27 protein-coding genes are annotated in these 23,240 nt (G+C 71.0%); 12 read left to right on the top strand and 15 right to left on the bottom strand.

Going from position 1 to position 23,240, the window contains the following annotated elements; translation table 11 throughout:
- Nucleotides 1-10: 10 nt before the first annotated feature.
- On the bottom strand, nt 11-1,111 hold the full coding sequence (locus ACZ56E_RS32075) for a glycoside hydrolase family 26 protein (protein ID WP_471219544.1): 1,101 nt from the start codon (nt 1,109-1,111) through the stop codon (nt 11-13).
- A gap of 239 nt (nt 1,112-1,350) precedes the next feature.
- Here ACZ56E_RS32075 and ACZ56E_RS32070 point away from each other — a divergent pair, with 239 nt between their 5' ends.
- Nucleotides 1,351-2,658: a carboxylate--amine ligase gene (locus tag ACZ56E_RS32070; protein WP_471219832.1), complete on the top strand. Its 1,308-nt coding sequence runs from the start codon at nt 1,351-1,353 to the stop codon at nt 2,656-2,658.
- Between the two features lie 261 nt (nt 2,659-2,919).
- Here ACZ56E_RS32070 and ACZ56E_RS32065 read toward each other — a convergent pair whose 3' ends face one another.
- The 3 genes from ACZ56E_RS32065 to ACZ56E_RS32055 form a co-directional block, all read right to left on the bottom strand.
- A complete protein-coding gene (locus ACZ56E_RS32065) occupies nt 2,920-3,831 on the bottom strand; it encodes a chaplin (protein WP_471219542.1) in 912 nt (303 codons plus the stop codon).
- A 124-nt stretch (nt 3,832-3,955) separates the two neighbouring features.
- Entirely contained in the window at nt 3,956-4,147 is a 192-nt protein-coding gene (locus tag ACZ56E_RS32060) for a chaplin (RefSeq protein ID WP_468608597.1), read from the bottom strand.
- Between the two features lie 308 nt (nt 4,148-4,455).
- Nucleotides 4,456-4,854 carry a rodlin gene (locus ACZ56E_RS32055; protein ID WP_471219539.1) on the bottom strand — a complete coding sequence of 133 codons (399 nt, stop codon included), beginning with the start codon at nt 4,852-4,854 and terminating at the stop codon, nt 4,456-4,458.
- A gap of 239 nt (nt 4,855-5,093) precedes the next feature.
- Here ACZ56E_RS32055 and ACZ56E_RS32050 point away from each other — a divergent pair, with 239 nt between their 5' ends.
- From ACZ56E_RS32050 to ACZ56E_RS32035, 4 genes are all read left to right on the top strand, one after another.
- Entirely contained in the window at nt 5,094-5,504 is a 411-nt protein-coding gene (locus ACZ56E_RS32050) for a rodlin (protein ID WP_471219537.1), read from the top strand.
- 463 nt (nt 5,505-5,967) lie between these two features.
- Nucleotides 5,968-6,375 carry a rodlin gene (locus tag ACZ56E_RS32045; RefSeq protein WP_471219534.1) on the top strand — a complete coding sequence of 136 codons (408 nt, stop codon included), beginning with the start codon at nt 5,968-5,970 and terminating at the stop codon, nt 6,373-6,375.
- Nucleotides 6,376-6,515: 140 nt separating this feature from the next.
- On the top strand, nt 6,516-6,695 hold the full coding sequence (locus tag ACZ56E_RS32040; protein ID WP_471219532.1) for a hypothetical protein: 180 nt from the start codon (nt 6,516-6,518) through the stop codon (nt 6,693-6,695).
- Between the two features lie 161 nt (nt 6,696-6,856).
- On the top strand, nt 6,857-7,255 hold the full coding sequence (locus ACZ56E_RS32035; protein ID WP_471219529.1) for an ATP-binding protein: 399 nt from the start codon (nt 6,857-6,859) through the stop codon (nt 7,253-7,255).
- Nucleotides 7,256-7,289: 34 nt separating this feature from the next.
- On the opposite strand, the gene ACZ56E_RS32030 is transcribed toward ACZ56E_RS32035, so the two are convergent.
- The 3 genes from ACZ56E_RS32030 to ACZ56E_RS32020 are packed head-to-tail and all read right to left on the bottom strand — an operon-like array spanning nt 7,290 to nt 8,838.
- Nucleotides 7,290-7,616, bottom strand: coding sequence for an Asp23/Gls24 family envelope stress response protein (locus ACZ56E_RS32030; protein WP_471219527.1), 327 nt, complete (start codon nt 7,614-7,616; stop codon nt 7,290-7,292).
- A complete protein-coding gene (locus tag ACZ56E_RS32025; protein WP_471219524.1) occupies nt 7,613-8,260 on the bottom strand; it encodes a hypothetical protein in 648 nt (215 codons plus the stop codon). The genes ACZ56E_RS32030 and ACZ56E_RS32025 overlap by 4 nt, the downstream gene beginning before the upstream one ends.
- Nucleotides 8,251-8,838, bottom strand: a complete 588-nt coding sequence (locus ACZ56E_RS32020; RefSeq protein ID WP_468608217.1) for an RNA polymerase sigma factor — start codon at nt 8,836-8,838, stop codon at nt 8,251-8,253. Before ACZ56E_RS32020 ends, ACZ56E_RS32025 begins: the two co-directional genes overlap by 10 nt.
- A gap of 189 nt (nt 8,839-9,027) precedes the next feature.
- On the opposite strand from ACZ56E_RS32020, the gene ACZ56E_RS32015 reads away from it, so the two are divergent.
- Genes ACZ56E_RS32015 through ACZ56E_RS32000 form a run of 4 tightly spaced genes read left to right on the top strand, consistent with a single transcriptional unit; the run spans nt 9,028 to nt 11,288 of the window.
- Nucleotides 9,028-9,549: an Asp23/Gls24 family envelope stress response protein gene (locus ACZ56E_RS32015; RefSeq protein WP_471219519.1), complete on the top strand. Its 522-nt coding sequence runs from the start codon at nt 9,028-9,030 to the stop codon at nt 9,547-9,549.
- A gap of 7 nt (nt 9,550-9,556) precedes the next feature.
- Nucleotides 9,557-9,742: a hypothetical protein gene (locus ACZ56E_RS32010; protein WP_468328887.1), complete on the top strand. Its 186-nt coding sequence runs from the start codon at nt 9,557-9,559 to the stop codon at nt 9,740-9,742.
- Complete coding sequence (locus ACZ56E_RS32005) at nt 9,739-10,707, top strand: DUF6286 domain-containing Asp23/Gls24 family envelope stress response protein (protein WP_471219517.1); 969 nt, start codon at nt 9,739-9,741, stop codon at nt 10,705-10,707. Before ACZ56E_RS32010 ends, ACZ56E_RS32005 begins: the two co-directional genes overlap by 4 nt.
- Complete coding sequence (locus tag ACZ56E_RS32000; RefSeq protein ID WP_471219516.1) at nt 10,704-11,288, top strand: Asp23/Gls24 family envelope stress response protein; 585 nt, start codon at nt 10,704-10,706, stop codon at nt 11,286-11,288. The genes ACZ56E_RS32005 and ACZ56E_RS32000 overlap by 4 nt, the downstream gene beginning before the upstream one ends.
- Before the next feature lie 12 nt (nt 11,289-11,300).
- Here ACZ56E_RS32000 and ACZ56E_RS31995 read toward each other — a convergent pair whose 3' ends face one another.
- Nucleotides 11,301-12,170, bottom strand: a complete 870-nt coding sequence (locus tag ACZ56E_RS31995) for an RNA polymerase sigma factor SigF (RefSeq protein ID WP_471219514.1) — start codon at nt 12,168-12,170, stop codon at nt 11,301-11,303.
- A gap of 202 nt (nt 12,171-12,372) precedes the next feature.
- Here ACZ56E_RS31995 and ACZ56E_RS31990 point away from each other — a divergent pair, with 202 nt between their 5' ends.
- A complete protein-coding gene (locus ACZ56E_RS31990; RefSeq protein WP_471219513.1) occupies nt 12,373-12,906 on the top strand; it encodes a GNAT family N-acetyltransferase in 534 nt (177 codons plus the stop codon).
- A gap of 3 nt (nt 12,907-12,909) precedes the next feature.
- On the opposite strand, the gene ACZ56E_RS31985 is transcribed toward ACZ56E_RS31990, so the two are convergent.
- Nucleotides 12,910-13,743 (bottom strand): class I SAM-dependent methyltransferase, encoded by an 834-nt coding sequence (locus tag ACZ56E_RS31985; protein ID WP_468608207.1) that lies wholly within the window; start codon nt 13,741-13,743, stop codon nt 12,910-12,912.
- Nucleotides 13,744-13,815: 72 nt separating this feature from the next.
- On the opposite strand from ACZ56E_RS31985, the gene ACZ56E_RS31980 reads away from it, so the two are divergent.
- Together ACZ56E_RS31980 and ACZ56E_RS31975 are read left to right on the top strand one after the other, a co-directional pair.
- Nucleotides 13,816-15,684 (top strand): S9 family peptidase, encoded by a 1,869-nt coding sequence (locus tag ACZ56E_RS31980; RefSeq protein ID WP_471219511.1) that lies wholly within the window; start codon nt 13,816-13,818, stop codon nt 15,682-15,684.
- Nucleotides 15,685-15,803: 119 nt separating this feature from the next.
- Nucleotides 15,804-16,634, top strand: coding sequence for an SURF1 family protein (locus ACZ56E_RS31975; RefSeq protein ID WP_471219509.1), 831 nt, complete (start codon nt 15,804-15,806; stop codon nt 16,632-16,634).
- A 10-nt stretch (nt 16,635-16,644) separates the two neighbouring features.
- Here ACZ56E_RS31975 and ACZ56E_RS31970 read toward each other — a convergent pair whose 3' ends face one another.
- The 6 genes from ACZ56E_RS31970 to ACZ56E_RS31945 all read right to left on the bottom strand — a co-directional run bounded on the left by ACZ56E_RS31970 (nt 16,645) and on the right by ACZ56E_RS31945 (nt 23,003).
- A complete protein-coding gene (locus tag ACZ56E_RS31970) occupies nt 16,645-17,901 on the bottom strand; it encodes a hypothetical protein (protein WP_471219507.1) in 1,257 nt (418 codons plus the stop codon).
- A complete protein-coding gene (locus ACZ56E_RS31965; protein ID WP_471219505.1) occupies nt 17,898-18,566 on the bottom strand; it encodes a SigE family RNA polymerase sigma factor in 669 nt (222 codons plus the stop codon). Before ACZ56E_RS31965 ends, ACZ56E_RS31970 begins: the two co-directional genes overlap by 4 nt.
- A gap of 351 nt (nt 18,567-18,917) precedes the next feature.
- Nucleotides 18,918-19,976, bottom strand: coding sequence for an aspartate-semialdehyde dehydrogenase (locus ACZ56E_RS31960; protein ID WP_398302198.1), 1,059 nt, complete (start codon nt 19,974-19,976; stop codon nt 18,918-18,920).
- Complete coding sequence (locus ACZ56E_RS31955; RefSeq protein WP_468608197.1) at nt 19,973-21,250, bottom strand: aspartate kinase; 1,278 nt, start codon at nt 21,248-21,250, stop codon at nt 19,973-19,975. The genes ACZ56E_RS31960 and ACZ56E_RS31955 overlap by 4 nt, the downstream gene beginning before the upstream one ends.
- Nucleotides 21,251-21,489: 239 nt before the next feature.
- Nucleotides 21,490-22,059, bottom strand: a complete 570-nt coding sequence (locus tag ACZ56E_RS31950) for a Uma2 family endonuclease (RefSeq protein ID WP_471219502.1) — start codon at nt 22,057-22,059, stop codon at nt 21,490-21,492.
- Nucleotides 22,056-23,003 carry a hypothetical protein gene (locus ACZ56E_RS31945; protein ID WP_471219500.1) on the bottom strand — a complete coding sequence of 316 codons (948 nt, stop codon included), beginning with the start codon at nt 23,001-23,003 and terminating at the stop codon, nt 22,056-22,058. Before ACZ56E_RS31945 ends, ACZ56E_RS31950 begins: the two co-directional genes overlap by 4 nt.
- Nucleotides 23,004-23,240 lie beyond the last annotated feature (237 nt).

Genomic DNA, 23,240 nt, shown 5'->3' with positions numbered 1-23,240 from the left:
TGGTGGGGCGTCAGGGCTGCTTCTGGCTCTGCACCTTCTCGTCCTTCAACCAGTCGAAGCGCAGACACAGCCTGGCGCCCAGCCAGGACTCGACCCAGTCGCCGAGCTCCACCGGCGAGCAGTCCGGGAGCTTGCCTGGTTCGGTCGGTCCGGTCGGTCCCGTCGGGTTCCCGTCGCGGCCGGAGAGCAGCTCGCGGTAGACCCGCGCGGCGCCGGGGTTGTCCTTGCACTGCCAGACACCGTGCGGGCAGTAGTCGGTGACCGTGTTGTACAGCGGCTTCTTCTCGTCCATCCATTTCAGCATGCGGCGCATGTATTCTTCGTTGTCGCCGTTGCGGAAAAGCCCCCATTCCGGGTACGAGATGGGCTTCTTGTGCTCCGCCGCGAAGTCCACGTGCTGCTGGAGCCCATAGGGCTCGGTGATCTGCTCGTCGAACGACATTCCGCGCGGCTGGTCGTACGAGTCCATGCCGATGATGTCGACGACGTCGTCACCGGGATAGCACTCCGTCCAGGGAACGGCGTCCCGCCCTCTGCTCGGGGTGAAGTCGAACGTGAATTTCTGCCCCGGAACAGAACGCATCGTGGTGACGATCCTGTTCCAGTACTTCTTCCAGGACTCCGGGTCGGGACCACAGCGATGGGTGTACGTCGTGCCGTTCATCTCCCAGCCGAGCACGACCACCGTGTCGGGCACGCCCAGGTCGACCAGGCGCTCGGCGAGCACTCTGTAGTGGCCGTCGAAGTCGCCCGCGGCGCCCTGTTCGAGCAGCCGGGCCACCTCGCGGTCGTCGACGCCCTCCTCGTTGCGTTCGAGCATCGGGACGTTGAGGACGAAGAGCCTGTCGTCCTTCCCCTTGCGCCACTCCGCCCAGCTCTCCAGGAAGTTCGGAGCTCCCTCGATGTTGCTCCAGCGATCACCCGGAAGGTACGTGTGCCCGACCCGCAGCTCGGCGCCGCCGAGCCACTCGCTGAGCTCACCGATGCGCTCGACCCCGCGCGGGCCGTAGTCGAGATACGCGCCGAAGGCGGGGGCAGGGGAGACCGCTTCCGGCGGCTCACCGTCGCGTACGTCACCCACGGAGTGTCCCGGCACGGCGGCCAGGGCCATCGACGAGACGATTCCGGCGGCGATGAAGGCGAGACGTTTACGGCCCCGAAGACGTTTACTCCGGCGAAGGCGTTTTCCGCCTCGAAGGCTTTGTGGGGCATGTGCGCCCATACCTGCTCCTCGTTTCCGACCTCACTTCACTGACACCCCGTCATATGTATTTCTATTGCGCCAATCGTGTTTCTAATCCCGTATTCCGCCACATCGCCCGCATGGGCGATCGACAAGCGAGGGTGACGTTGCAGCCTCTGGATACACGCATTCCTGCGGTCCTGTTGCGGATCGACAGGAATCCCTTCCATCACGGGACGCTGGGTGCCGTGCGCTCACTGGGCCGCGCCGGAATCGAGGTCCATCTGGTGGCCGACGACTTCGGGAGTCCCGTCCAGCGGTCCCGTTATCTGCACCGGATGCACGCGCCGCCCGCCCCGGGAGCGTCGCTCACCGAGGTGGCCGCCGTGCTGCGACGGGTCGCGCACCGGCTCACCGGACCGGCCGTCCTGATCCCCCTCGACGACGCCGGCGCCCTCGCGGTCAGCGCCCTGTACGAGCAGCTCACCGACCGCTTCCTGGTGCCCCGGCTGCCCGGCGACGTGGCCGAGCGCGTGGCGGACAAGGCGGCTCTCGCCCGGCTCTGCGCCCGGGCGGGCGTGGCACACCCGACGACCCTGGCGCCGGAGTCCGCCGCCGAGGCCGCCGACGCCGTGGAGCGCCTCGGGGTCCCTGCCGTGGCGAAGTGGAGCCGCCCCTGGCTGCTGCCCCGCGACACCGGCCTGCGCAGCACCACCGTGCTCGGCTCCCCGCACGAGGCCGCCGCCCTCTTCGAGCGCCGTGCCGAGGCCGGCAGCCGCCTCCTCCTCCAGGCCTTCGTGCCCGGGGCCCGCGACGCGGACTGGTTCGTGCACGGCTGCGCGGGCCGTGACGGTGTCGTACGCGGTGGTGGTACGGGCCGCAAGCACCTGTCGTGGCCGCGCTCCGCGGGCCTGACGGTGAGCGGCGACTGGACCGTGAACCCCGCGCTCTGGTCGGCGGCCGCGCAGGTCGTGTCGGCCCTGGAGTACCGCGGGATCTTCGATCTCGACTTCCGCAGGGACGCCACGACCGGCGACTTCCACCTCATCGACTTCAACCCGCGCCCCGGCGCCCAGTTCCGCCTCTTCGCCGACGGCGCGGGCACGGACGTGGTGCGCGCCCTGCACCTCGATCTGACCCATCGGCCGGTGCCCGACCCGCAGCCGCTGCCGGGCCGCACGTTCGTGGTGGAGAACTACGCCCCGCTGGCGGCGCTGCGCTCGCTGACCAGGGTCGGGCCGGGGCAGGGCGTCTCCTCGCCGTACGGGGAACTCGCCTGGCACGCCGCGGACGATCCCGCCCCCGGGGCCGCGATGCGCCAGATGTGGCGCCGCCATGTGGTGCGGAGGCTGCGCGACGGCATGGGCCATCGGTCGCGCCGGGCCCTGACGTCCCTGTCGGCCGGGCCGGTGGAGCACCCGCCCGCCGTCCTGCCCGCCCAGGCGAACCGGGAACGAGCCGTCACCGACGCATGACCTGCTGGTCCTGGGAGCCCGGCGCTCTTATGAGTGACACAGCGGGCGAACGGGTGAACTCCGCTTCCCGCGCGGGCCGTCCGGTGATGCACTGGACGGGCTTCACTGGGACAGGCCGGGTCGCTTCCCGCCAGCCGTCGGCTCCTATGCCGTGGGTGAGCGACACCCCCCGATGGGCAGGTCAGGTCTCTACCTCCCTGAACGCCGGCAGGGAAGCGATTCCGTCTCCGCTTCCCTGCCGGCGTACTGCCATGTCCGGACTCAGCGCCGGGACGACGCGCGCCCCCTCCGGTACAGGATCGCCCCGCCGAGCAGCAGCCCCGCGCTCGCGCCCGCCGCGCCGAGCAGCGCGGCGTCCGTTCCCGTGGCGGCGAGCAGGTCGTGGGGCGTCTCCATGGCGACCGGGCGCCGGGCGTGCCTGCCCTGCGGCGCGTCGTGCGGTGCGGAGGCCGACGACACCTTCGGGGCACGCGGGTCCGCGGGAGCCGCGGGGCCGCCGGGGTGTGCCGGGTCCTCGGGGGTCGCTCCCCGGGGGCGCGGGACGGGGCTGCCCGGTGGGGTGACGGGCGGCTTTCCGGCGGCCGGGGGCTCGGCGGTGTGCGGGTCCCGGTGGGGGTGGCCGTCGCCGCAGCGGTTGCCGGTGACGGGCGAGAGGGCGGCCACGATGCCCACGGTGTTGCCGCAGGCCTTCACCGGCGCGTCGACCGGGGCCTTCGCGTTGTTGCCCGCGCCCACGCCGGGCGACCGGGTGGTGTTGCCCTGGGCCGCGGAGCCGGAGGCCGAGCGGGCGGGGGCGTCCGAGCGGGCCGGGGCGTCCGAGCGGGGGGAACGGGTGGGCGCGGTAGGCCTGTTGGAGCTTGCGGAGTTGCCGCGCGGCGCCGCCTTCGGAGCGCTCTCCGTCGAGCGTGGGGGCCCGGAGCGGGGCGCCGAGTGGGAGCCGGAGTGGGAGGTGTGGGAGGAGGAGCCGCAGGTGTTGCCGAAGGCCGGATTGCCTGCCGCGGCGGCGTTCGCCGAGTTGCCGCACACGTTCACCGGCACTTCCACCGGGGCCTGGACGTTGTTGCCCGACAAGAAGCCGGGCGAGTCCAGCGCCTGCCCGTTCGCTCCGGAAGCGGCGAACGCGTGGGTGCCGGACAGGGACAGGATGCTCGTGGCGGCCGCGGCGGAGAGCATTCCTTTGCTGAGGGCCTGTCGCAATCTAGTGGTCTTTCTCTGTCCGATGGGAAGCCGGCCCTGGCGCCGGGATGGCTGCCAAGGCCGGCTGGGACACAGCAGGAACAGCTGAGCCGCTACTACGTCAGTCGTTGACGCAGGTGTTGCCGAACGCCGGGTTCAGGAGACCGACGACGTTGATGGTGTTGCCGCACACGTTGACCGGCACGTGGACGGGCACCTGGATGACGTTGCCGGAGATGACACCCGGGGAATTGGAGGCCGCACCCGAGGCACCGGCGTCGGCGAAGGCCGGAGCGCCCCCGCCCAGCGCCATGACCGCACCAGCGATGATCGTTGCGCTCTTCTTGAGCTTCACAGCTTTTCCCTTCTTTCGGGCCACGCCTAAACGGCGGCCGGAGCCGGGCGGGCAATCCCTGTTCCCGCACCGCGACCTGAGCCCTACTTAACGAGCGGTACCGGCCGAAGAAACCGCCGGGTTGACACGCCCCGGAAGTTCACTCGAATGCGACTCGACCGTGAACCGCCTATGACATAAGGGAGTTGGCCCGCGACATGAGAAAGCCCGGGCCACCCGAGGAGGAAAAAGGCGGGCGGCCCGAGCAGTCTCTACGGCGTGACGGATCAGCCGTTGTGCTCGCCGTTGGCGGACAGCACCGGGATGTCGCTGAGGATGTGCGACAGCGGCTCGTCGCCCTTCGCCTGCGTCGAGTTCTCGGTGCACTGCTGGGTCTGCGGCGCCGAGAGGATCGGGATGTCCTGGATGCCGATGTTGACCAGGGCGACGATGTTCTGGATGTTGGCCTTGACCGGGAGGCCGATGCAAGGCTTGTTCAGCGTGCCCTGGATCAGGGAGAGCTGCGGGCTCATGTCGCCCTTGGTGGCGGAGTTACCGAACGACTGCTGGGCACCGTTGCCGCTCATCGACTGGGTGCCGGTGTCGTCACCGACGGCCATCGCGGGGGAAGCGATACCGGCTACGGCCACCGCAGCCGCTGCCATTGCCATTGCCTTCTTAAGCATTTGTGGTTCCTTTTCTGGGGCAGACGCTCACGTTACTGCGGCCTGCTCAACTCCCCGCTCCACGTTTAGTTCCGCGCATTCACTCCATCGGATCGTCGGCGGTCGGCACGACGACGAAATCACTCATACCCGCGGGTGGCCGCTTATTGGGCCATCGGAGTGAATTTCAGCAACCCCTCCCGTTCCGGGCAGTTGCTCAGGGTGCTCCGAGGACGGGGCTAACTCAGAGAGGAACACCTGTGATCAAGAAGGTTATGACCGCAGCTGCGGTCACGGCTTCCGTCGTCGGCATGTCGGCGTCCGCGGCACCCACGGCCCTCGCCATCGGCAACGACGGCGGCACCGAGACCATGAGCGGCAACAACGCCATGCAGTCGTTCGGCAACTCGGCGACGCACGGCAACATGAGCCCGCAGATGGCGCTCATCCAGGGCTCGTTCAACAAGCCCTGCATCGCCCTGCCCGCCAAGGCCAACATTCAGAACATCGTCGGCCTGGTCAACATCGGCATCCAGGACATCCCGATCCTCTCGGCGCCGCAGACCCAGCAGTGCACCGAGAACTCGACGCAGGCGAAGGGCGACGAGCCGCTCTCGCACATCCTGGAGGACATCCCGATCCTGTCCGGCAACGGCACCGCCAACCGCTGACACCGAACGCCTCCCGGCGGGCCGCCGTCCTCCTCCTCGGCGGCCCGCCGCATTCGTTCACTGCCGGGGCCAGGGGTCGCGCTCGACCAGTCGTCTCCACTCGGGGTCGGGCCGTCCCGGAACGGTTTTCCCCTGCGCGTACCAACTCCTGAGCAAGGAGTCGTAGATGGGGTCGGTGCGGCACTCCGGGGACTGCCTGCTCGTCGGAATGACACCTAGCCGCTGCCATGGTCCTGTGCGGTCAGCCATATTTCCTCGTTCAGAGTGGGGCGTCTCCGTCTTCGTTTCCGTCGTTCCTGTCGTTCCTGTCGAAGTGCGCGACGAAACGGTGCCGTTGAGACAAAAGCTGACGTTCAGCACATTTATCCATCGAATGGCCGAATCGCCGCAACTCCCGCTCTGTCGCTCAGTTGATCACCATGCGGCTCCGGAGTGGAGCCTCACTCGAAGGGAACTCCTCACCATGAAGAAGCTGCTCGCAACGACCGCCCTCACCCTGTCCGCAGCGGGAATGGCCGTCACCGCGGCTCCGCAGGCCATGGCCATCGGCGATGACACGGGCACCCAGTCCGTCAGCGGCAACGGCGCCGGGCAGGCGTTCGGCAACTCCGCGACGAAGGGCAACATGAGCCCGCAGATGACCCTGGTCCAGGGCTCGCTGAACAAGCTCTGTGTCGGCCTCCCGGTCAAGGCCAACATCCAGAACATCGTCGCCCTCGTCAACATCGGCGTTCAGGACATCCCGATCCTCTCCGCGCCGCAGATGCAGCAGTGTGTCGAGAACTCGACGCAGGCCAAGGGTGACGAGCCGCTGTCGCACATCCTGGAGGACATCCCGGTGCTCTCGGGCAACGGCACCGCCAACCACTGATCCAGGGGCGCCGCTCCACCCGGGGGCGCTGCCGGGGAAGGCCCGCACCTCGCTGCCGGTGCCTTCCCCCCCCCCCCCGCTCCCGGGCGGCGTCACTCCGCCAGCCGCTCTCGGCGAGCAGGCCCCCGCAGGACCCTCGTATGAAGCGCATATCCCGCGCCCTGTCCGTCGCCGCCGCACTGGCCGTCCCGGCCGCGCAGCAGGCCGACGGCCGGGACGGGGACGACTGGCACCACGGCCACCACGGTCACGGCCACGGCCACGGGCACGGCCATCACCACCACTGGCACGCCGGACCGGGCCTGGACTTCCTGTTCTGACCTCCGGACACCATGCCCGGTGGCTGCCACGGATCTCCGTGTGCGGCCACCGGGCATTTCGGTGCTCACCGGGCGAACCACCCGAACGCGGTGTGTGGGGGCGGACTCGCGGGGCAGCCGAAGAGGAACAGTCCCCACAACATCGGTGGGAGTGATGCGCTGTGACAACCGACAGCACTCAGGAAGCCCGCATCCTCACCCGCCCCCGCAGCCCGGCAGCCGCCCGGGAGGCCGTGCGCGCAGCGTTGCGCCAGGGGCACGGGCACTTCGGCGAGATGGCGGTGGCGGACGCGGTTCTGGTCACCTCGGAACTGGTCACCAACGCGCTCAGGCACGGCGGCGGCCTGCGCGGATTCCAATGCCGCGTGCGGTCCGACTCCGTAGAGATCACCGTCGAGGACGGCAGCGACACGGTCCCGGTCACCCGAGCCCGCACGGCCCTCCTCGTGAGCGGCGGACACGGCTGGCCCACGGTGTGCCGGCTTGCCGAGGACGTCAGCGTGACGCACCTCCCCGGCGGCGGGAAGCGCATCGTCGCGCGGGTGCCGCTGACCGCATGAATACGCGCGATCCGCTTGAATCCGCGTGTGACTCTCATACGCGTCCGGTCACCGTCACCGTGACCCGCGGAGGTTCCGGTTCGCCGGTCATCCGCTGCAGCGTCCCGGTCACGGCGGCGCGCACCTCCCGGGTGACGTCCACGGACCGGTACCCGCGGCGCAGAACGACGTAGATCTCGGCGTGCCACGCCGCGGCACCCTTGTCCCGGGTGACGCGGACCGCAGAGGAACGCCTGGTCAGCGGGGTGGTGACGCGGAGGAGTTCGGCGATGCCGGGGCGCAGGAAGGCGACGCCGGCCGTGCCGAGCACCGCTTCCTGGACGGCCTCGGCCAGCTCATTGGCAGTACGTCGGTCCGTCACGGGTGCCGCCTCTCCGCGCTGTCGTCGACGGCGTCGTCAGTGCCGTCGGCGTCGCTGGCGTCGTCGATGATGTCGGCGACCGTCACGTCGACGGTCGCGACCCTCATGCCGAGCTCGGCGTCCACCGCGTCGAGGACCCGCTGGCGGACCCGCTCGGCGACCTCCGGGAGATGCCAGGTGAGGGCCACCGCCACCTCCGTGCGGATCCGCACGGGTCCGCGTGGATGGCGTCCCGCCGCGTCGGTGCGGCCCTCCTCGGGGAGCGCCTCGATGCGGCAGCTGCCCGCCCGCACGCCCGGCAGGGACTCGGCGGCGGCCCGGACGGTCCTCGCGGCCGCGGCCTCCACGATCCACGCGTCCTCGTCCTCCTCGCCCAGCGGCAGCGTGCGGCCGGGGCGCAGTTCGAGGCGCACCACGTCCATGACGCGCCCCACCAGCGCGGAGGCGTCGGGCTCGGGCTCCCGCGGGTCCGTTTCGCGGGCCGCGGCGACGACGTCCTCCAGGCGCCGCAGCGTGTTCCGCGCGTCGGCGCAGTGCGGGCAGGCGGCGGCGTGCGGGTCGGCCTCGCCGTTCTCCGCGCGCTCCCACACGCTCCACACGTCGCGGCCGCAGGGCAGCAGTTCGTTCTCCTCGTTCAACGCCATGCGGCCATCGCCTCCGTGAGATAGCGCCGCGCCCGGAAGACGCGGCCCCGTACCGCCTCCGGACTGATGCCGACCGTCTCGGCGATGGTTTCGTAGGCGAGGCCGTTGAGCTCGCGCAGCACCCAGCACACGCGCTGTTCCGGAGAGAGCCCCTCCATCGCCCGGCCGAGCTCCGCCACGGCGGCGTGCGCCTCGGCGACCCGCGCCGGGGAGGCCTCGTGCTCGGGTGCCTGCGGCTCGGGCACGTCGCCCAGGTCGACGGCGGGGCGGCGGGCCCGCAGGACGTTCAGGCACCGGTTCGTGACGATGCGGTGCATCCACGTGCCGAACTGGGCGTCCCTGCGGAACTCCGGCACCTTGCGCCAGGCGCTCACGAAGGACTCCTGGACCGCGTCCTCGGCCTCCGTGCGGCTGCCGAGCAGCCGTGTCGCGAGCCGCAGCAGGCCCGGCGCGTGGCGGCGCACGAGTACCTCGAAGGCCTCCTCGTCGCCCTCCGCGGCCCGCACCGCCAGCAGTCCGTCGTCGGACCGCGCGGAGTCGTCCGCCTCGGCCGGCGCTCTGTCCGGGTCGCCCGGCACACGCGGCTCCTCTCACTCAGGTCGTACTCCTACGACACATGGCGAGCGCCCGCGTTACGCGACGCGGGTGCGGGGGCCGCCGGGAGAAGAAATTCCACCGGGACGCGTAACGAATCCTCCGCTCCGGTGTCAGAAAGGCGCGGGGCCGGGCACTCGGCCCGCAGTCACTGACGACGAGGAGATGGCTCCATGGCGACTCAGGAGATCACTTCGAAGACCGCCGCCTCCGGTGGCGGCGAGCAGGGCCTCACCGGTGCCCCGCACCAGGCCGTGCCGGGCAGCACCACCGTAGTGGGCAGGACGGGGGCGACCGAGCCGGCCGCGACCCGCGGGAAGACCTCCATCGCCGACGTGGTGGTGGTGAAGATCGCCGGTACGGCAGCGCGTGAGATCCCCGGTGTGTACGACATGGGCGGCGGGCTCTCCCGCACCATCGGCGCCGTCCGCGACCGGGTCCCCGGTGGCAGGCCCAATGTCGGGCGCGGGGTGAAGGTCGAGGTCGGCGAGCGGCAGACGGCGATCGACCTGGACATCGTCGTCGAGTACGGCGTGCCCATCACCGACGTCGCCCACGACGTGCGCGAGAACGTCATCGCGGCCGTGGAGCGCATCACCGGACTGGAGGTCGTCGAGGTCAACGTCGCGGTCAACGACGTACGACTGCCCGACGACGACGGTTCGGACTCCGCCGGCGAGACGCGTGTGGAGTAGGTGAGTGGTGAGCACAGCTCTGGTAGGCCTGATCGCCGGGATGGCGCTGGGGTTCGCCGGGTGGTTCGGCGGCTTCGGCGCCTTCCTCCTGGTCGCCGCCCTCGGCGCGGTGGGCTTCGTCGCGGGGCGCCTCGTCGACGACGGCACGGACATACGGGGCTTCCTCAGCGGCCGTGACCGGGGGCGCCGATGAGCACGCCGGCGGCGGACCGCGGCTCGACGACCGTCGCGGACCGCGCGGTGCGCCGCATCGCCGGGCAGGCCGCCACGGAGGCGCTCGCGCCCGGCGAGGTGCGGACGACCCGGAGCTCGGCGTCCGTACGCGGCCGTCGGGCCCGGGTCGACGTCACCGTGGCGCTGCCCTATCCCGCGGTCCTCGACGACGCGGGCGAACGCGTCCGGGCCCATGTCGCCGACCGTACGGCGCGGCTCACCGGGCTCGCCGTGCCGTCGGCACGGGTGCGGGTACGGGAGCTGTGCCTACGGGAGACGGGCGCTCCGGAGGAGGGCGCTTCGGCCGAGGCAGGCGCGACGGGTCGGGCTCGGCGGCCGTGGTCCTCGCGGCGGGTGCCCGTCGCCGTCATCTCATTCGCCGCCGCCGTGGTGTGCGGCGTCTTCCTGTACGACGTGCTGGCCGTCCGCACGGCCGACCGCCCGACCGCCCGGTGGCGGGCCGACCTCATGGGGTGGCTCACCTCGCACGGCCCGGACAGCGGCGTCTGGCCGGGTGCGGCGATGGCGTTCGCCGTGTTCTGCCTCGGTGTGTGGCTGCTGGTCCTCGCCGTCACGCCGGGGCGTCGCGGGCGGCTCCCCATGCGGCCACCGCTGCCGGGCGTCCACGCGGTCCTCGACCGGCGTGCGATGGCGTCGCTGCTGCGGGACGCCGTGTCGGAGCTGCCCGGCATCACCCGGGTGCGGGTCGATGTCGGCCGCCGCAGGGCACGCGTGCGTGCCGGGCTCGCCTTCGGCCGGGAGGAGGACGCGCGCCGGGCGTTGACGGAGGCGGCGGAGCGGGCCCTGACGGCGTGCGGGGTGGCCAGGCCGCCACGTCTCCGCGTCCGGCTGCGCCCCGAGCCGGCCTGGCGTGCTCCCGCGCAGGAGGAAGTGCCGGTGCTGCCGGCAGACGGCGACTCGACTCCGGAAAGCGGTGTCCGATGAGCCGACTCCGTAGCGGCACCAACCGCACGGCCCTGCTCTGTGTGGCCGTGGCGCTCCTCGGCGCCGGAGCCGCCCTTGCGTCGGCCACCGACGGCGTCCGCGAGCGGCTGCCGTCGGGCTGGCCGCGGCTCGGCGCCGACAGGGTGTGGCTCGACGGGCGGGACCTCGGCAGGTGGCGCGATCAGGGCTGGTGGACGCCGCTGGTGATCGCCGGGCTCTCCGTCGGCGTACTCCTGTTCCTGGGGTGGGCCGTGGCGCAGCTGCGCAGCGGGCGCGTACGAGAACTGTCCCTTGGGCAGCCCGATGTGACGCTCTCCGGGACCGCGCTGGCGGCGGCGATGGCGGAGCGGGCCCGCGCCATCGACGGCGTGGCCGACGCGCGCGTACGCCTGCGGGGGAACTCACGGCGGCTGCGCGCCCGCATCACCCTGGTTTTGCTGCCGGACAGCTCTCCGGAGACGGTCCTTCGACTGCTCGCCCGGCACACGGTGGCGGAGGCGCGGGCGGCGACGGCACCCCGCGCCCTGGACGCCGACGTACGCCTCAGGGTGGAGTCGCACAAGTCCCGTCGCCTGCGCTGAGGGACCGTCGGCTCAGTGTTCGGTGAGCAGTCCGGAGCGCAGCTTGGCGAGGGTGCGGGTCAGGAGTCGCGAGACGTGCATCTGGGAGACCCCGAGCACCTCTCCGATCTGCCCCTGCGTCATCTCCTGGCCGAAGCGCATCTCGATGATGTGCCGCTCGCGCTCGTCCAGTTGCTCGACGAGGGGCGCCAGGGCGTGCAGGTCCTCGAAGAGGTCGAGTGCGGGGTCCTCCTCGCCGAGGATGTCGGCGTAGTCACGGCCCTTCGAGCCGTCGTCCTGGCTGAGGGGGACGTCGATGGACCCGGCGGTGTAGCCGTTCGAGGCGACGAGGCCGTCGTTGACCTCGTGCTCGGTGAGTCCGAGGTGGTCGGCGAGCTCCCGGACGGTGGGCTCGCGGTCCAGCTCGGCGCCGAGCGCCTCCTTGGCCTTCACGAGGTCGACGCGGAGCTCCTGGAGGCGGCGCGGCACGTGGACCGCCCAGGTGGTGTCGCGGAAGAACCGCTTGATCTCACCGGTGATGTAGGGCAGCGCGAAGGTGCTGAACGCGACCTCGCGGGACAGCTCGAAGCGGTCGATGGCCTTGATCAGGCCGATGGTGCCGACCTGCACGATGTCGTCGATGTCCGTGCTGCCGCCGCGGAAGCGGGAGGCCGCGAACTGCACCAGCGACAGGTTCATCTCGATCAGGGTGTTGCGTGCGTACTGGTACTCGTGCGTGCCCTCTTCGAGGTGCTGGAGCCGGTCGAAGAAGATCTTCGACAGGGCCCGCGCGTCCTTGGGGGCGACGCTCCCCGCGTCCTCGACCCACGGCAGTTCACTGCTGGGCGTCTCTTCCCAGGGGGCCGCAGCCCGCGCTTCCTCAAGCGTCGGTGCTGCAGTCAACTGTGTGGGGGTCCTCACTAGTTCACCTTCGCTCGGTGGGGGGCGGCGGGGGTACGTCACCAGACCACCTGCCCAGCGGTCCGCCGGTTAAGCATATTGGTCCTGCCTGTCGACCCGTTCCCCTCGCCGTTCCGTGCTGACACGATGCGGAGTCCAGGGTGCGGGGGGAGTTGCCCTCAGCAGGGCGGGGCGGGAGGCGTACATGCCAGAGGTGTTCTTGCGGCGACTGAGCCGTTGGCAGGCGGAGATGCAGCGCGAGGCCTTGGCCGATCTCTACGTAGAGTCCTGTCGCGGCATGGCCGGCGCCGGGTTCGGGGACCGGCGTACGTTTCTGCACCGCTTCGAACAGGACGTGCAGCAGACGGACTTCGACATGGTCGTGGCCGACTCGGCGGGTCTGGTCGGCTGTCTCTACGGATACCGCGCCGAGCGGAGCGGGACGTGGTGGGAGAGGTTCAGCGGCGTCCTGCCCCCGACGGTCTCGGAACAGACCGCTTCTGGGCGGGTGTTCCTGCTGAGCGAGCTGATGGTGGCGCCCGCCGAGCGTGGCTCGGATCTCGCCTCCCGTCTTCGGACGCTGCTCCTCACCCGGCACACGTCCGATGTCGTCGTCGCCGTCCTCAAGCCGGACGACGACCGGAACCGGGAGGTGCTCCAGGCGTGGGACTGGACGAAGCTGGGCGAGTTCGCGCCCGACCAGGAAGGCTGGCTGCGGCCGCCCTCTCCCCTGCCCTGACGCTCACTCGTCCCGTGCCCTGCTCGCCCGCAGGGAGTACATGAGCGGGATGCGGGGCCGGTCCGACGGGAATCGGTAGGTGCCGTCGCGGAGTTCCAGCGCGCCGAACCGCGCGAAGAGTGTCTGGTCGCGCTCGCGCAGGAACTCGACGCGCAGCCCCGCGGCGGCGAGCGCCGAGACCACGTCGCCGATCGGGTGCTGCCACTCGACGGTGCGGTTGTGGACGGTGGGGGTGACGGTGTCCGCGTAACCGCCGGGCGTCTCGTCGACCCAGGCGTCGCGCGCGAAGTAGTCGTGCTCGACGCGGGAGCCCGTGGCGTCGTCCAGGACGTCGGTGAGCGGATGGAACTCGTTGAGGTAGAGGAAGCCGCCGGGGGCGACCAGCGAGGCGGCGGTCTCGGCCCAGCGCCGGATGTCGGGGAGCCAGCCGAGCGCGCCCACTCCGGTGTAGACGATGTCGTACGAGGAGTCGGGCACCGCCTCGGCCGCGTCGTACACGTCGGCGGTGACGAAGGTGGCCTGTTCCGGAGTGAGACCGAGCTCGGCGGCGAGCTCCCGGGCCGCCTCGACGGCGGGCTCGGAGAAGTCGAGCCCGACCACGCGGGACGCTCCGTGGCGCGCCCAGGACAGGGTGTCCAGGCCGATGTGGCACTGGAGGTGCAGCAGGGACTTGCCCCGTACGTCGCCCACTTCCGCGAGCTCGTGGTCGCGCAGGGGGTCCTTGCCGGCGCGGAACGCGTCGAGGTCGTAGTAGTCGCTGGCGAGGTGCAGAGGAACGCGCTCGTCCCAGCGTTTCCGGTTGGTCTCGCGCCAGTCGGCGGGCGTCGGGGAGTACATGGCCGGAAAGTTATCCACAGGCTGGGGAATCCCGCCAGCGGATTGTCGGCGGGGCCAGGCAGTATGGAGGGCATGAGCGAGACGGGTGCGACGAGCGCGACAGGTGCGGACGCTGCGGGTGCGGGTGCGACGGGTGCGGAGAAGACCGCGGGCGTGGCGGGCGCCATGCCGGACTGGGAGAAGCGGTTCAGGGCGCCGCGCGTCTCCCTGCCCGACTGGGCGGAGGACGCCCCCGAGCGCTCCCTGTTCGTGTCGAACGCGACGGGGACATATGAGTTGTACGCCTGGGACAGGGCGACCGGCACCCAGCGCCAGGTGACCGACCGGGCGAACGGCACGACGGACGGCGCGCTGTCGCCCGACGGCGAGTGGATCTGGTGGTTCGACGACAAGGACGGCGACGAGTTCGGCGTCTGGCTGCGCCAGCCCTTCGGCGGCGGCGCCGACGAGCCGGCGGTGCCGGGCCTGGCCGCCTCGTATCCCGCGGGTCTCGCCCTCGGCAGGGACGGCGGGACGGTGGTCGTCGGCCGCTCGACGGACGAGGACGGTTCGACGATCCATGTCGTACGCCCTGGCGACACCGGCCCGGTCGAGGTGTACCGCCACCGGGAGTCGGCGGGCGTGGGCGACCTCTCGTACGACGGATCGCTGATCGCCGTAGAGCACACGGAGCACGGTGACGCGATGCACTCCGCGCTCCGCGTGATCCGGCCGGACGGTTCGACGGTCGCCGAGCTCGACGACACCAAGGGCGGCACGGTCGAGCTGGGCCTTGAGGTCCTCGGCTTCGCGCCGGTCGACGGCGACACGCGCCTCCTCGTCGGGCACCAGCGGCGCGGCCGCTGGGAGCCGATGGTGTGGGACGTCGCGTCCGGCGAGGAGGACGACCTCGCGCTGGGCCTGCCGGGTGACGTGAGCGCCGAGTGGTATCCGGACGGCTCCGCGCTGCTCATCGCGCACGGCTTCGAGGCTCGCGGCGAGCTCTTCCGGTACGACTTCGCCTCCGGTGAGCTGGTGCGGATCGAGACGCCCGCGGGCTCCGTCTCGGGCGCGACGGCACGCCCCGACGGCAGCGTGGAGTACATGTGGTCGTCGGCGGCCGAGCCGCCGGTGGTCCGCTCCACGGCGGGCGGCGTGGTCCTTGACCCGCCCGGCATGAAGGCGCCGAAGTCCGTGCCGGTGGAGGACGTGTGGGTGGACGGGCCCGGCGGCCGCATCCACGCGCTGGTGCAGCGGCCCGCGGGCTCCTCCGGCCCGCTCCCCACCGTCTTTGAGGTGCACGGCGGCCCCACCTGGCACGACAGCGACTCCTTCGCGGCCGGCCCGGCGGCCTGGGTCGACCACGGGTACGCGGTCGTGCGGGTCAACTACCGCGGCTCCACCGGCTACGGCAGAGAGTGGACGGACGCCCTCAAGCACCGCGTCGGCCTCATCGAGCTGGAGGACATCGCAGCGGTGCGGGAGTGGGCGGTGTCGTCGGGGCTCGCCGACCCCGACCGCCTGGTCCTGTCGGGCGGCTCCTGGGGCGGCTATCTCACCCTCCTCGGCCTCGGCACCCAGCCCGACTCGTGGGCTGTCGGTCTCTCGGCGGTCCCCGTCGCGGACTACGTGACGGCGTACCACGACGAGATGGAGGCCCTGAAGGCGATGGACCGCACGCTCTTCGGCGGCACACCGGAGGAGGTCCCCGAGCGCTTCGCCGCGTCGTCCCCTTTGACGTACGTCGACGACGTGAAGGCCCCGGTCTACATCTCGGCGGGTGTCAACGACCCGCGCTGCCCGATCCGCCAGATCGACAACTACGTGGACCGCCTCGCCGCCCGGGGCGCCACCCACGAGGTGTACCGGTACGACGCGGGCCACGGGTCGCTGGTCGTGGACGAGCGCATCAAGCAGGTGGCCCTGGAGCTGGACTTCGCGGAGCGGCATCTGGGGGCGTGATCGGTATGCCCCATGGGGGCGTGACCGATATGTCCTGCGGCTGTGCCGCGTGCGTCCGGGAGTGAGGTGGGGTGGACCCCACGGGTCGGCGGGGCGTGGCGGCACCGTACCTTGGGGGTGTGTACCGGTTTCTGCTGACGCCCCGCTGGTGGGGGATCAACGTCTTCGTCGTGCTGGCCATCCCCTTCTGCATATTCATGGGGTCCTGGCAGCTCGGCCGCTTCGAGGACCGCGTACAGGACCACGAGTCCGCCAAGGAGCAGGTCGAGGATCAGGCCGCGGAGGCCCGCGGTGACGCCGAGGGGCGTCCCCTCGCCTCCCTGCTGCCCGTCGACAAGGAAACCTCCGGCGAGCAGGCCACGGCCACCGGTCGCTACGGCACACAGCTCCTCGTGCCGGACCGGGAGCTCGACGACAAGCGCGGCTTCTACGTCCTGACCCTGCTCCGCACGGACGACGGCAAGTCGCTGCCCGTGGTCCGCGGCTGGCTTCCCGGTGACGCGAGCGCCGCCAAGGCGCCGGCCGCCCCCAAGGGCGAGGTCACGGTGACCGGGGCGCTTCAGGCGTCGGAGAGCCCGGGGTCGAACGGCGTGAGCGCCGCGGGGGGCCTGCCCAAGGGCCAGCTGGGTGCGATCAGCTCGGCGTCACTGGTCAACCTCGTACGCGACGACCTGTACGACGCGTGGATCACCCTCGACAAGGGGGACTCCGGGATGAAGGCGGTGCCGGCGTCCGCGCCCAACAACACGGGTCTCGACCTGAAGGCCTTCCAGAACCTCGGCTACACCGGTGAGTGGTTCGTCTTCGCCGGGTTCGTCGTCTTCATGTGGTTCCGGCTGTTCCGCCGCGAGGCGGAGTTCGCCCGCGACGCCCGGCTGGGCCTGCACGCCGAGCCCCAGGTTGCGGAACCGCAGGCCGCAGAGCCCCAGACCGCCGGGCCGCAGGGCTGAGAAGGCAGGGCTAGGAAGCGGGCAGTACGCCCGTCCGGTACACCGTTCCCGCGCACGCGTTCGGGATCGTGGCCGCCGCCGACGGGGCTCCCGCCTCGGCGGTCAGGGAGACCAGGACGCTGCCGTCGGCCACACCGCCGTCCGCCCGGCCCAGCTGGGTCTCCATGCCCTCGGGCGTTCCGCCGCCCGGGGTCCCGCTGCCGCCGCCCTCCGAGGGCGACGGGTTGGGCGTCGGCTCGCCGCCGTCCGAGGGGCACTTGTCCGAGGGCAGCCAGGCGAACCGCACCTCGTACGCCGCGCCGGGCTGGAGCACGAGCGGGCTGGCCTCCTGGGAGGGGTCCGGCAGGCCGAGCGCCGCGTCCCCCGCCGTGTGGTCGACCACGACGATCTTCGTGGGGTCGGCCGCGCCCTGCGCCACCGCGCTGACGGCGCCCGCGGCCTCGACCGTACAACTGCTGTCGGAGACGTTCGAGACGCGGAAGGAGCCGTAGACCGAGCCGCCGGTGTCCGCGGGGTTCGTGCTGCCCGTGGCGCCGAGCTGGGCCGCGTCGCAGACCGGCGAGCTGGCGGCCTCGGAGGTGGAAGGGTCGGGGGCTCCCGTACCGCCGCCGCCCGTGCCGCCCTTCGCCTTGCCGTCCTTCTTGTCCTTCTTGCCCTTCTTGTCCTTGCTCTTGGACTTGTCGGGCTTCTTCTCGGATCCCTTCGAGTCCCGGTCCCGGTCCTTGCCCTGGGTCGAACCGCCCTGCGCGTCCTGGCTGTTGCCCGCGATCGAGGGGCGGTCGTTCGAATCGCCCTTGGAGTTGGTGACGTGCACCAGGGCGGGGACCGCGGTGCCGATGAAGAGCGCGGCGGCCGCGATGCCGACCACGGCCTGGCGCTTGCGGGCCCGGCGGGCGGGGACCGCCTGCCGCAGGTGGTCGAGGGCGCGCTCACCCGGCTCGATCTCCTGCACGGCCTGGCGCATCAGCCGCCGCAGCGCGAGCTCGTCGGCGCCGAGCGTGTCCTCCCGGCCGGGCTCACCCGCGGAGCCGAGGCCGCCGACGGCCCGAAGCCCAGCTGCGGGGCCCCGCCCGTCCGCAGAGCCGAGCTCACCCTCCGGAGAGGGGCCGTCCTCCGGGGAGGCGTCCTCCGAGCCGAGACCGTCCTCAGCACCGGACCCTTCGGGTCCGCTGTCCGGCCCGGGGCCGTCGTCGGGACCGTGGTTCACGTTTCCGTTCCTGCCATGGTGCTCAAATCCGCCCTGCTCATCACGCTTGCGCTCACTCATGCCGGGGCCTCCATGGCGACCCGCAGGGCCGCGATGCCACGCGAGCCGTACGCCTTCACCGAGCCCAGGGATATGCCCAGGGTCTCGGCGACCTGCGCCTCGGTCATGTCGGCGAAGTAGCGCAGCACGAGGACCTCGCGCTGGCGCCGCTGGAGGCCGCGCATCGCCTTGATCAGCTCGTCGCGCTCCAGCTGGTCGTACGCCCCCTCCTCCGCGCTCGCCATGTCGGGCATCGGCTTGGAGAGCAGCTTGAGCCCGAGGATGCGCCGGCGCAGCGCGGACCGCGACAGGTTGACCACGGTCTGACGCAGATAGGCGAGCGTCTTCTCCGGGTCACGCACCCGCTTGCGGGCCGAGTGCACCCGGATGAACGCCTCCTGCACCACGTCCTCGCAGGACGCCGTGTCGTCGAGAAGCAGCGCGGCGAGGCCGAGCAGCGACCGGTAGTGGGCGCGATAGGTCTCGGTGAGGTGATCGACTGTGGTGCCCGCGGTCATCGTCATGGCGTCGTCAACGCCCTCGCGCTGCGCCGGCAGACGGGCCGGCCGCGCCGCGGGCATGGGTGCGATCACCGGCATGCCGCCGGTCGCGCGGGGACGACGAGCAGGACGCAGCGCTGCCGCGCCTCTCGCCTGAACCGCTGTGAAGTCGAGTACCTCTGCCACGCTTGTTGGACACGCTTCCCCCCATCAGGGTTGTACGCATCCGGCATCGCGTTTGCGGCATGTCGCGCGGGCACCGCTTGTGACGATGCATCAAAAGCCCCCATGCGTACCAGCTCTTCCCCTATGCCCCAATTTTTCCCGGCGCTCGGGCCGCCCCTGAGGGCAACCGCTAAAGACGCCCCCCGCCTCGCCGCCGGTTGCAGTGATCAGACGCGAATCTTCGAACGCGGAGATGATCCAGTTCAAGCGTCCACGACCACCGAGTTGGACACAGAACTTACACAGATCCCACAAAGGGCTCGCCCGTGGGGTGGTATGTACCAATCCGCGCGCTCTAGGCGGTTGTTCGACTCAGCCGGCCGTGAACTCCCCGGCCACCAGCTCGGCGATCTGCGCCGTGTTCAGCGCGGCGCCCTTGCGCAGGTTGTCCCCGCAGACGAAGAGCTCCAGCGCGGTGGGGTCGTCCAGGGCGCGCCGCACCCGGCCGACCCAGGTCGGATCGGTCCCGACCACGTCGGCGGGGGTGGGGAACTCCCCCGCTGCCGGATTGTCGAACAGGACGACGCCGGGCGCGGTGGCGAGGATCTCGCGTGCCCGGTCGACGGTGACCTCGTCCTCGAAGCGCGCGTGGACGGTCAGGGAGTGGGTGGTGACGACGGGCACGCGCACGCAGGTGGCGGCGACGCGGAGCCCGGGCAGGCCGAGGATCTTCCGCGACTCGTCCCTGACCTTCATCTCCTCGGACGACCAGCCGTCGTCCTTCAGAGATCCGGCCCACGGCACGACGTTCAGCGCCACGGGCTCGGGGAAGGGGCCGGTGTCGTCTCCCACGGCACGGCGTACGTCACCGGGGCTGGTGCCCAGTTCGCTGCCCGCGACGAGGTTCAGCTGGCGACGCAACGTGTCGATGCCGTCGCGGCCCGCCCCGCTGACCGCCTGGTACGAGGAGACGATCAGCTCGCGCAGGCCGAACTCGGCGTGCAGCGCGCCGACGGCCACGATCATCGAGAGCGTCGTGCAGTTCGGGTTGGCGACGATGCCGCGCGGCCGCACGCGCGCGGCGTGCGGGTTGACCTCCGGGACGACCAGCGGAACGTCCGGGTCCATCCGGAAGGCGGCGGAGTTGTCGACCACGACGACGCCCTTGGCGGCGGCGACGGGCGCCCACTGCGCGGACACCTCGTCGGGTACGTCGAACATGGCGACGTCGACCCCGTCGAAGACGTCCTCGGACAGGGCGAGGACCTCGGTCTCCGCCCCGCGCACGGCCAGCTTGCGGCCGGCCGAGCGCGGGGAGGCGACGAGTCTGATCTCGCCCCAGATGTCGGCGTGCTGCGACAGGATCTGGAGCATGACGGTGCCGACGGCCCCGGTCGCTCCGACGACCGCGAGCGTCGGCTTACGGCTCATCGGCCGGTGCCTCCATAGACGACGGCCTCGTCCGTGTCGGAGTCGAGCCCGAAGGCGGTGTGCACGGCACGCACGGCTTCGTTCACGTCGTCGGCGCGGGTGACGACCGAGATGCGGATCTCGGAGGTCGAGATGAGCTCGATGTTCACGCCGGCGTCGCTGAGCGCCTCGAAGAAGGTCGCGGTGACGCCCGGGTTCGTCTTCATCCCGGCACCGACGAGCGAGATCTTCGCGATCTGGTCGTCGTACCGAAGAGAGTCGAAGCCGATGGCCGACCGGGTCTTCTCCAGGGCGTCGATGGCCTTGCGGCCCTCGGCCTTGGGAAGGGTGAAGGAGATGTCGGTCAGGCCCGTCGAGGCGGCCGACACGTTCTGCACGACCATGTCGATGTTGACCTCGGCGTCCGCGATGGCGCGGAAGATCGAGGCGGCCTCGCCCGGCTTGTCGGGCACGCCGACGACCGTGATCTTGGCCTCGGAGGTGTCGTGCGCGACACCGGAGATGATGGCCTGCTCCACCGTGCGGTCCCCTTGCTGACTCGACTCATTGCTGACCCATGTGCCCTGCAGCCCGGAGAACGAGCTCCGCACGTGGATCGGGATGTTGTAACGGCGTGCGTACTCCACACAGCGGTGGAGGAGCACCTTGGAGCCGGAGCTCGCGAGCTCCAGCATGTCCTCGAACGAGATCCAGTCGATCTTCCGCGCCTTCTTGACCACACGCGGGTCGGCGGTGAAGACGCCGTCCACGTCCGTGTAGATCTCGCAGACCTCGGCGTCGAGGGCGGCGGCGAGGGCGACCGCGGTCGTGTCCGACCCGCCGCGCCCGAGGGTCGTGATGTTCTTCCCCTCCTGGCTGACGCCCTGGAACCCGGCGACGATGGCGATGTTGCCCTCGTCGATCGAGGTCCGGATGCGGCCCGGGGTCACATCGATGATCCGCGCTTTGTTGTGGACGGAGTCGGTGATGACGCCGGCCTGGCTGCCCGTGAACGACTGGGCCTCGTGGCCCAGGTTTTTGATCGCCATGGCCAGCAGGGCCATGGAGATCCGCTCACCGGCGGTCAGCAGCATGTCGAATTCGCGTCCGGCAGGGATCGGGGATACCTGTCCGGCGAGATCGATCAACTCATCCGTCGTGTCACCCATCGCCGACACCACGACAACGACCTGGTGGCCGTTCTTCTTGGCGTCGACGATCCTCTTGGCGACCCGCTTGATGCCCTCGGCATCGGCTACGGAGGAGCCTCCGTACTTCTGCACGACAAGGCCCACGTGCGCTCCTCGCTCAGTCCGTCTGTCACCGCACTACTGCGGTCGGCTCAGTCTAACGAGCGGCCGAAATTCGCCTCGCTGATATCACATCGTGAGATGTCCCGCTCACAAGTTGATCACCGCAGGCGTACGTTCCCGCTCTTCGGGGCGTACGTTCCGACCGCTCGGCTTGGCACATGCCCGGTTCGGAGCACTGCACTCCGGAAAGTGGGGCGCGTCACAGGGTCTGGCCGGGGGCCTCAGGCGGTGTAGTTCTTGAGCTGCTCCGTGTGCAGGGTGATGCCGACGGGGGCGGGGAGCGCGACGGCGGCGCCGTACGCGTATGCGGGGCTCCGCCGGTAGTCGCCGTCGTGCGGGTCGCTGAATGCGGTCAGGGTGCCACTGTCCCGGTCGACGAGAAGGTGGACCGGGATGCCGGCGCGGGCGTATCCACGACGCTTCTCGTGCCGGTCGATGTCCTGGTCGCGCGAGGTGACCTCGACGGTCATGAGAACACCGCTCGGCTCCGCCCAGTCCCCCTGCCCCGCGAAGGTGCCGATCGGCGCGAGCGCCCCGTCCGGCCTGGCCCGGTCCCCCAGGCGGCCCGCGATCGCCATTCCCCGCCCGGAGTACAGGCCGAGCTCGGGGCGCTGCTGCATGCACTGCCGCAGCAGCCACATGACGATCTCTCCGTGGTTGCCGTCCGGCACGGGCTTGACCTCCAGCTTTCCGTCGATGAGTTCGAGCGTGACCGTCTCGGGCGCCCCGTGGGCGAGGTCCTCGAAGTCCTCGGCGGACATCTGTGCCCGCGCCGCGGCGTCGGAGGTCATGGCGTCATCCCTTTGAGCCCCGCCGCACGACGCAGCGCGTCGACTCTCTCGGTCACGTCCACCACGTCGTCGTATCCGGCCGGACGCGGGCTCGACGGGCTCGACGGGCTCGACGGCCGTGCGAGGAACGTGTCCGGGATGTACCCGGACCGCTCCTCCTGGGGGCAGCAGTCCGTGCAGATCCCGTCGACCAGCTCGACAGAGGTCTCGGGCTCCTCGCAGAACGGGCAGATCATGACGGCACGGGTGACGCGGGCGCGGGCCTTGGCGGGGGCCTGACGCTTGGGGGGCATCTTGTTCTCCAGTCGGGTGCGGGCGAGACCGCCCGGGTTGGTGACGGTGGGCGGCAGCCCTTCGGTGAGGGCGCGTGTGATGTCGGAGGGGGTGGCGCCTCGTTCCAGCCACTCCGCTGCGCGGGGCGCGAGCTGCGTGCACTCCGCCTCGGAGAGGGCCATGCGGCGGTCGGCGGTGCGGAGTTGGGCGAGGGTGCGGTGCGCTGCGCTGGGCTCGGGGGCGGGATTCTTGGCCACCTCCGGCTCCGGCACCGGCTCGGACACCCTCGCCAGGCCCGGCTGGTAGGCATCGGTGACGTCCCGCCCGTGCCGGGAGCGCACGAACTCGGCCCACCACTTACGGGTCTTGGGCTCCCGTGACCAGTACGTCCTGGTCACCCACCGCATCGAGTTGTCCTCGACGGTGATGTGTTCCTTGACCCAGCGCAGATGGCCGGCCTCGGTGAGACGCCTGAGGGAGGTGCGGGTGGCCTGCTGGCCGTAGCGGGGGTGTTCGGCGGCGAGGACCTTGTGCCCCATCGCCGCCCCGTCGGGCAGGTGATCGACGAACGTCGCGAACTCGGCGTCGCGGGGGCCCAAGTGTGCGAAGTCGGGCTCGGTGTCCGGTTCCGCGTCACCCGCGAGGCGTTTCCCGTACCCCGATTTGGCCATCGGGTGGGACGGGGAGGGGAGGGCAGCATTAGGCTTGGCGTAAGCCACGGTCGACCTTCGATCGATCGTAGGACTAGGCCTCGGAGCCGGTGTTGGCGCACCGACCGGGGCCGTTCTATTGCCGCGAACCTAGAGCGGCTTTACGTTCCGGCGCAAACTGACTACGGAACGTCACCCTTGAGAGTGACGGAGCCCCCAACTCCGCTTCCGGGACGGTTGGTTGGGTTCATTTCATCG

The sequence above is a fragment of the Streptomyces sp. NPDC039480 genome (genome assembly GCF_055597165.1).
This window is presented reverse-complemented; position numbering and strand designations above follow the sequence as displayed.